Origin of the sequence: Streptomyces sp. NRRL WC-3549 (assembly GCF_000721935.1) — a bacterium.
GTDB lineage: Bacteria > Actinomycetota > Actinomycetes > Streptomycetales > Streptomycetaceae > Streptomyces.
This window is the reverse complement of sequence record NZ_KL585387.1, coordinates 122,632-129,111: the sequence shown is the minus strand read 5'-3', so window position 1 is coordinate 129,111 and position 6,480 is coordinate 122,632. Positions and strand designations below refer to the sequence as shown.

Sequence of the window (6,480 nt, the reverse complement as noted above, 5' to 3'; positions counted from 1 at the left end):
CGCCGTCGCCGCGTGGCAGCCGCCTCCCGGCCCCGTACCACCGCCGTCAGCCGGCTCCCGTACCGACAGCGGGGGACCCGTCCCGTGCGCGGGCGGACGCCGTGAGCCCCGAAGACGCCGCTCAGCCCAGCGCCTCGTCCAGCAGGCCCGCCCACTGTGCGACGACCCGGCGCCGCCTGGCGGTGTCGTCGGTCAGGAGGTTGGCGAGGCCCAGACCGCGGGCCATGTCGAGGAGGCCCTGGACCGTTTCGCGTACTCCGGGGCGCTCCTCGTCGGCGCCGAGGAGTTCGACGGCGATGCGGTGGGTCTCGCGGCCGACCCGTGCTTCCAGTTCGGTGACGCGGGGGCGCAGCTGCTCCTCGTCGGAGGCGGCCACCCACAGGTGGAGCGCGGCCCGGAAGAGGGGGCCGGTGTAGAGGTCCACGAGCGCGGCGACGACCTCGGCGCGCCCCTGGACGGGCAGCGCCCGCAGCGCGGCGGAGCGCTGTTCGGCGACGTACTCGACGGCGCCGGTGAACAGGTCCTCGCGGGTGGGGAAGTGGTGCTGGGCGGCGCCGCGCGAGACCCCGGCGCGTTCGGCGACGACGGAGACGGTGGAGCCCGCCCAGCCGCGTTCGGCCAGACAGGCCACCGCCGCTTCGAGGAGGCTCTGCCGGGTGGCGCGGCTGCGGTCCTGCTTGGGGGGTGTCACAGCCGCCATGTGGGGTCCCGTCGTTCGAGGAAGGCCGTCATCCCCTCCCGTGCGTCGTCGGAGGCGAACAGGGCCGCCGAGCGGGCGATGAGGTCTTCGGAGTGCTGGTCGAAACTCCGCAGCACCCTAGCCGCGACCAGCTCCTTGGACGCGGCCAGCCCCTGCGGCGAGGCCCGGCGCAGCCCGTCCAGTACCGGCACGAGCGCCTTGTCCACGTCGTCGGCGGCGGTGGAGACGAGCCCGATGCGGGCGGCCTCCGGCGCGTCGAAGCGTTCGCCGGTGAGGTAGTAGCGGGCGGCGGCTCGGGGGTCGGTGCGGGGCAGCAGCGGCAGGGAGATGACGGCGGGCGCGAGGCCGAGGCGCGACTCGGTGAGCGCGAAGGTCGCTTCGGGGCCGGCGACGGAGATGTCGCAGGCCGCGAGCAGCCCGAGGCCACCGGCCCGGACGTGCCCGGTGACCCGCGCGACGACCGGCTTGGGCAGGGCGACGACGCGCCGCATGAGCGCGACGAGGTCCCGCGGGTCGGGCGGCGCCGTGAGGTCGGCGCCCGCGCAGAAGGTGTTCCCGGTGTGGGTGAGGACGACGGCCCGCACCCCGGGGTCGGCGGCACAGGCGTCGAGGGCGTCTGCGAGCTCCGCGACGAGCCGGGTGCTGAGGGCGTTGCGGTTGGCCGGGGAGTCGAGGGTGAGGGTGGTGACGCCGCGCTCGTGGGCGGGTGGGGCGAGGGTCACGGGATTCGTCTCCTTCTGCCGGGCCGTCTCGGCGTTCACGGGGGCCCTCCGGCCTCGAAGCGCTGAGCACGCCGGAGCGGACTTCCATCACCCGTCGCGCACACACCGCGCTCCCGAGATGTCGGCACTGCCCCGGCGGACCTCGGCCTGTAGGCGCCTGTCGAATCGCCCTATGGCGGCCAGAGGCTGAAGAGGGTCGCCGCATCCCTGGTCTTCGGCCTCGGTCGAGCGTGGCAGCTGACACCGGAACAATCAAGCGTGCTTGCATGCTTTTTACGCGGCAGCAGCCTTGCGCCCTGAGAGAGCACGACCGGAGCCCCCTGCCCGGGCCCGAAGGGGCCCAGGCACGAGCACTACCGGGACACCCTGCGCGCCTTCTGCCCGCCAGGCCGATCGGCTGCCCTGGACCGGCTGGAGGACCCTGTCTGGTGACCGCTCAACAAAGATTCAGATCACGCCGCGCCGCATTGATGACGTTGTGGGCATCGGCTCCGTAGACCGCTGACTCCCGGAGTGTCCTCCACACCTTCTTGTGCAGAGTGACGTTGTCGGCGTCGTCCAACCACAGCTCGGCATGCCAGTCCTCCGCAACGACCAGGCGGCCATCGAGGACCCAGAAGCCGTTGGCAGGCACAATTTTCATGGACGCCGCGAACGGGACAACGCCCAGCACGACGGTGTCCATACCGATCAGACCGGTAAGACGATCCAGTTGGGCGCCCAGCACCGAGGGAGGGCAGATCAGCGAACGTAACGCTGCTTCCCATATCAGCACATGCAACTTACGGCCGGCCCGGTACAACCACTCCTGCCTCTGTACCCGCGCACGTACGGCGTCCTCGATGTCACCGGCCCCGCCCAGCAACTCGGAGTAGCGCTGGATGACGTGGCGCGCGTACGCGGGGGTCTGCAGTAGTCCTGGAACCACCGCCTCCTCCCAGATCCACATCTCAGACGTGCGCTCGATCTCCGCGCTCAGCCCCTCGTGCAATGGCTTGAAGCCGCCGGCCAGGGCCCTGCGCCATGACCTGATGTGCGACTCGAATCCTGCCAGCCGGGCGAGGAGTTCGGCATACGCGTCCGGCCGGCCCGTCGCATCCGCCCACGCCCGTAGGTCCTCGGGGGTCGCAGTCTGCTTGCCTTTCTCCAGCTTGCTGACCTTGGAACCTTGCCAGCCGAGCCGCTGCGCAAGTTGCTGGCCGGTGAGCCTGCCACCGGGACAGGCGACGCGGAGTCCGCGCAAGCGCGCACCCAGCGCCGCCCGGGCCTGCTGGAAGTCAGTACTCAACGGTCACGCGCACTATTCGGTCGCGGCTACCTGCGTGGCAAACCGTTCGTACGGCACGGCCTGATGCATCGCCGCGTCACGCACAACGGCGTACCGCACGACTTCCGCGGGTTCCGTGATCAGTTCGTAGCTCAGCAGGTGGTCCTGATCACCGAAGTGCAGCACGGCCACGATCCGCGAGTCGAAGATCCAGAAGTCTTCGGCAGGCAGGTCCGCTCGGTCGGCATCCGCACGCCCGAACCGTCACACCGGTAACGCCCCAACAGCACACTTCAACAAGATCGTGTTACGAGCTCTGAGGGCGTGCGAAAGAGCGTCGAGGCCGGGGAGTTGAGCGTCAGGCGGACTTCGATCCGGCTCCGTTCTGTCCCGGATTTCGCAGACCGGCAGGGCGTTTGACGACACAGTCACTTTGCTGTGCGGCGCCTCCGGCTCGGCATTCGCCGGGGACGTCGTGAAATGTGGGCCGCCGGAGATTCCGGCGGCCCACATTTTTTTTCCGCGACGTTTCGTGACGAGCGCCGTCCCGAGCTAGGGTCGCAAGCTCCATTCCAGATCACGGAGCTCGTCCGAAACCGGGTCGGTTGTGTTCGTAGGAAAACGTTCCACGGTGATTCGGTGGCACTGGACGTAGCCACCGCCGCTCTCGGAGCTCAGTCGAACAATGAGGCGGCTTTGTCGCCACTTCGGGGGCACGCCGGATTCCGCATAAATTTCCAAGAATTCGCTCTCGCTCACCGAGAGGATTTCCAGGGTCTCGTAGCGCGGGACCAGTTGCATGGCTTCGACGCCTTCGAAAAGAAGATCCAGTCTGGCTTTGTCCGCGCCGTTCGGAACGGCGCGTAGAAGCAGTTGTGAGTGGCCGGTCCCGTAACGCCAGACCTTGAAGGTCCGTTCGGACCTGTAGAGGACGGTGCCAGGGGAACTGCTACTTGAATGGATTGTCAGTTTTCTTTCCTTTCTCGTACCAAGTGATCCTGTCCCACGAATCCGGAGCTTCCTTGATTTGGTGCAGCTCCCAATCGGTGAGACCTTCGAAGTCGTTCTTCGGATCCACCAACTTGCCTCGCTCGGCAGCCGCGAGCGGATCGTCGATTCCGTCCAAGTTGAAAGATATCCGCGTCGTGTCGCCTTCCGAAAGGAATGATTTGACGTGATTGCATCACTGCTTGTCTTTTGACCAGTGTTTGAACGTGTCTGCCCCATGATCCATCGCGAACTCCTCAAGGGAAAATGGGTTTTCATTGGTCGCTGTCCGGCCGAGGGTGACGTGGGGGCAGTCCGAGTTATTGATCCGAAACGCTTTGAGCTCGTAACACGATCTTGTTGAAGTGTGCTGTTGGGGCGTTATCGGTGTGACGATTCGGCCGTTCGTGATGGTGTGGGTACTCGACCGTGGATCGTGGACGATGAGTTGTGGGCGTTGATCGAGCCGTTGCTGCCGCCGTGGCCTGAGCGGTCGCCGGGGCCGAGGCCGGTGTCAGACCGGCTCTGCCTCCAGGGCATCCTGTTCGTCCTCTACAACGACATAGCCTGGCAACTCCTACCCCTGGGGCTGGGCTTCGGTTCGGGGCAGACGTGCTGGCGGCATCTGGAGCGGTGGCAGAAGGCGGGGGTCTTCGCCCGGCTGCACCAGCTCCTGCTCGCGGAGCTGAACGCGGCCGGCGAACTCGACTGGTCGCGTGCGTGCGTGGATGGTTCTCACATCCGCGCGAAAAAGGGGGCGCCGACACCGGTCCGTCGCCGGTCGACCGGCGGAAAACGGGCAGCAAACACCACCTGATCTGCGACGGACGCGGCACCCCGCTCAAGGTCATCACGACCGCGGCCAACGTCAACGACGTCACCCAGACTCTCGCCCTGATCGACGGCATCCCACCCGTCGCAGGCCGCCCAGGACGACCTCGCCGACGCCCCGAAGTCCTGCTCGGGGACAAGGGCTACGACTCCAACCCCAACCGAGACGAACTGCGCAAGCGCAGGATCCTGCCCGTCATCTCACGCAAGGGATCACCGAACATCAAGGGCCTGGGCAAGCTACGCTACGTCGTCGAGCAGACCTTTGCCCTGCTCCACCACTTCAAACGCCTCGCCATCCGCTGGGAACGCCGCACCGAGCTCCACGATGCCTTCGTCTCACTCGCCTGCAGCCTCATCTGCTGGAGACGCCTCAAGAAGGCCCGTTCATGATCGTGTTACGAGCTCTACACAGAAGCTGGGTCCCTCGGGGCAGCACTGGCAACAACGGGCCGCCCTCCCCCTCACCAGGGGGCGGTCTTGCGCTCCCGGAACTACGTCCCGACGGACCGGGCCCCGCTCCACGAGCCGTTGCCGCTCGTCTGTCCGGACGCTCCCTTCCTACCCCAGCTCGCCCCGGCGAAGGGCATCGACCAGGCCGGCAAGGGCGGTGTACGTGAACAGCAGAGCCGGCCCGTCCGGATCCTTGCTGTCCCGGACGGCGACACGCTGCTCGTCAGAGCTCACGACGCCGCACTCGACGCACTGGGCGCCGGTGTCGGAGCGCGACGACTTCCACCAGACCACGGACAGCGTGGAGGCGTTGTCAACCCGGTTCATAGCATTCTCCTTATCTCTGCGATCAGTTCGGCTGACGCCTCGACCGATTCGGCAGCAGAGGTGAGCCTCCGCGCAGCCTCTCGGTACATGGACACCTGGTCACGCTGCTCGACATACACGGCGGACGTCAGGCTCTCGGTGTGAACGACATCGAGATCGGCATGGTCGCCGAACGAGAGGATGCTGAACGACCCCAGTTGCCCTACATGGAGCGGGGCGTCCGACCTCAGGACCTGGATGTTCACGTTGGGTCGCTTGCCCAAGGTGAGCAACCGGCCGAGTTGCTCATCCATAACGCCCTCACCGACACCCCTCGTCCGCAGGGCGCCCTCCCCGATCACCGCCCACAGAGCCAGCGGTGCCTCACGGCTGAGCACAGCCTGCCGCGCGAGGCGCACTTCGACGAGGGCATCGATCTTGGCCTCGACCGCCTCCGACATGGCAGTCGCCCCGATGATCGCACGCGCGTACTCGGAGGTATGGAGGAGCCCAGGCACCGCACCGAGCTGCCACGTGGTCACGCCCGTGGCCTCGGCCTCAAGACTGATGAGGTCCTCATAGACCGGAGTGAGCACACCGCGGTACGAGTGCCACCACCCTCGCTGGGCCCCCTCCTTGGTCAACGTCGTCAGGGCCGCGCGCAATTCGTCGTCCACGTCGCGGCCGAGCTCGACGTAGAGGTCGAGAAGTCGGGTGACGTCGGCCTGCTTGGCTGCACTCTTGGCCGTCTCCAGACGCGAGAGCTTGGAGAGCGTGAAGACACCCTCCGACTTGTCCGCGACCTCTTCGAGGTTCATCTCACCCCGCAGGGCGCGGAGTTTCGCACCGAGTCTGCGTCGGCGCACAGTGGGCGCGCTCACTGGCCCCCTCCCTGATCGTGGACCAGCCCTCAGTTTGCCGTGAGACCGACCGAACTGTCATGTGGCACACACATGGCGGCACACCTTGGCAGGCAAGGATGCAAATTCTCAATTCACTCTTTAGGTGCTTGCAGCTTTCAAGGCGAAGAGTCAGTCTGAGCGGACGACGATCACCCTTGCTTGCACTGGCCTGACCTATTCGGCGCAAGCACTCCCTCAGCCAAGGGGAAGACATGACGGAAACAATCGCCACGCACTACACAGCGCCAGAAAGTCGGTTACCAGGGCCGCCGCCTCCGCACGTCGTCCTCGAAGGCGTAGGCAGGTCGGCCC

At 66.7% G+C, this 6,480-nt stretch carries 7 protein-coding genes and 1 pseudogene; 1 reads left to right on the top strand and 7 read right to left on the bottom strand.

Translation table 11 applies throughout. The annotated features are described in order from the left end of the window. Positions 1 to 121: 121 nt before the first annotated feature. The 5 genes and pseudogenes from IH13_RS0105945 to IH13_RS43340 form a co-directional block, all read right to left on the bottom strand. Complete coding sequence (locus IH13_RS0105945) at positions 122 to 700, bottom strand: TetR/AcrR family transcriptional regulator (protein ID WP_031081630.1); 579 nt, start codon at positions 698 to 700, stop codon at positions 122 to 124. Then, positions 688 to 1,422, bottom strand: coding sequence for an enoyl-CoA hydratase family protein (locus tag IH13_RS0105940; protein ID WP_031081628.1), 735 nt, complete (start codon positions 1,420 to 1,422; stop codon positions 688 to 690). The genes IH13_RS0105945 and IH13_RS0105940 overlap by 13 nt, the downstream gene beginning before the upstream one ends. A 436-nt stretch (positions 1,423 to 1,858) precedes the next feature. After that, complete coding sequence (locus IH13_RS0105935; protein ID WP_031081626.1) at positions 1,859 to 2,710, bottom strand: helix-turn-helix domain-containing protein; 852 nt, start codon at positions 2,708 to 2,710, stop codon at positions 1,859 to 1,861. 12 nt (positions 2,711 to 2,722) lie between these two features. Then, positions 2,723 to 2,944 (bottom strand): annotated as a pseudogene (locus IH13_RS36835) (DUF6879 family protein); the annotation flags it as partial. Between the two features lie 694 nt (positions 2,945 to 3,638). Beyond that, complete coding sequence (locus tag IH13_RS43340) at positions 3,639 to 3,815, bottom strand: hypothetical protein (protein ID WP_158791059.1); 177 nt, start codon at positions 3,813 to 3,815, stop codon at positions 3,639 to 3,641. A gap of 294 nt (positions 3,816 to 4,109) precedes the next feature. Between IH13_RS43340 and IH13_RS40500 the strand changes: the two genes are divergently transcribed. Further along, a protein-coding gene (locus tag IH13_RS40500; RefSeq protein ID WP_420713343.1) for an IS5 family transposase occupies positions 4,110 to 4,900 on the top strand; the annotation gives its coding sequence in 2 pieces (ribosomal slippage) (positions 4,110 to 4,424 and positions 4,427 to 4,900; 789 coding nt in all). A gap of 168 nt (positions 4,901 to 5,068) precedes the next feature. Here the strand turns inward: IH13_RS40500 and IH13_RS0105920 are convergent. Together IH13_RS0105920 and IH13_RS0105915 are read right to left on the bottom strand one after the other, a co-directional pair. Then, positions 5,069 to 5,287 carry a DUF397 domain-containing protein gene (locus tag IH13_RS0105920; protein ID WP_031081622.1) on the bottom strand — a complete coding sequence of 73 codons (219 nt, stop codon included), beginning with the start codon at positions 5,285 to 5,287 and terminating at the stop codon, positions 5,069 to 5,071. Next, positions 5,284 to 6,147 (bottom strand): DUF5753 domain-containing protein, encoded by an 864-nt coding sequence (locus tag IH13_RS0105915; RefSeq protein WP_031081620.1) that lies wholly within the window; start codon positions 6,145 to 6,147, stop codon positions 5,284 to 5,286. Before IH13_RS0105915 ends, IH13_RS0105920 begins: the two co-directional genes overlap by 4 nt. Positions 6,148 to 6,480 lie beyond the last annotated feature (333 nt).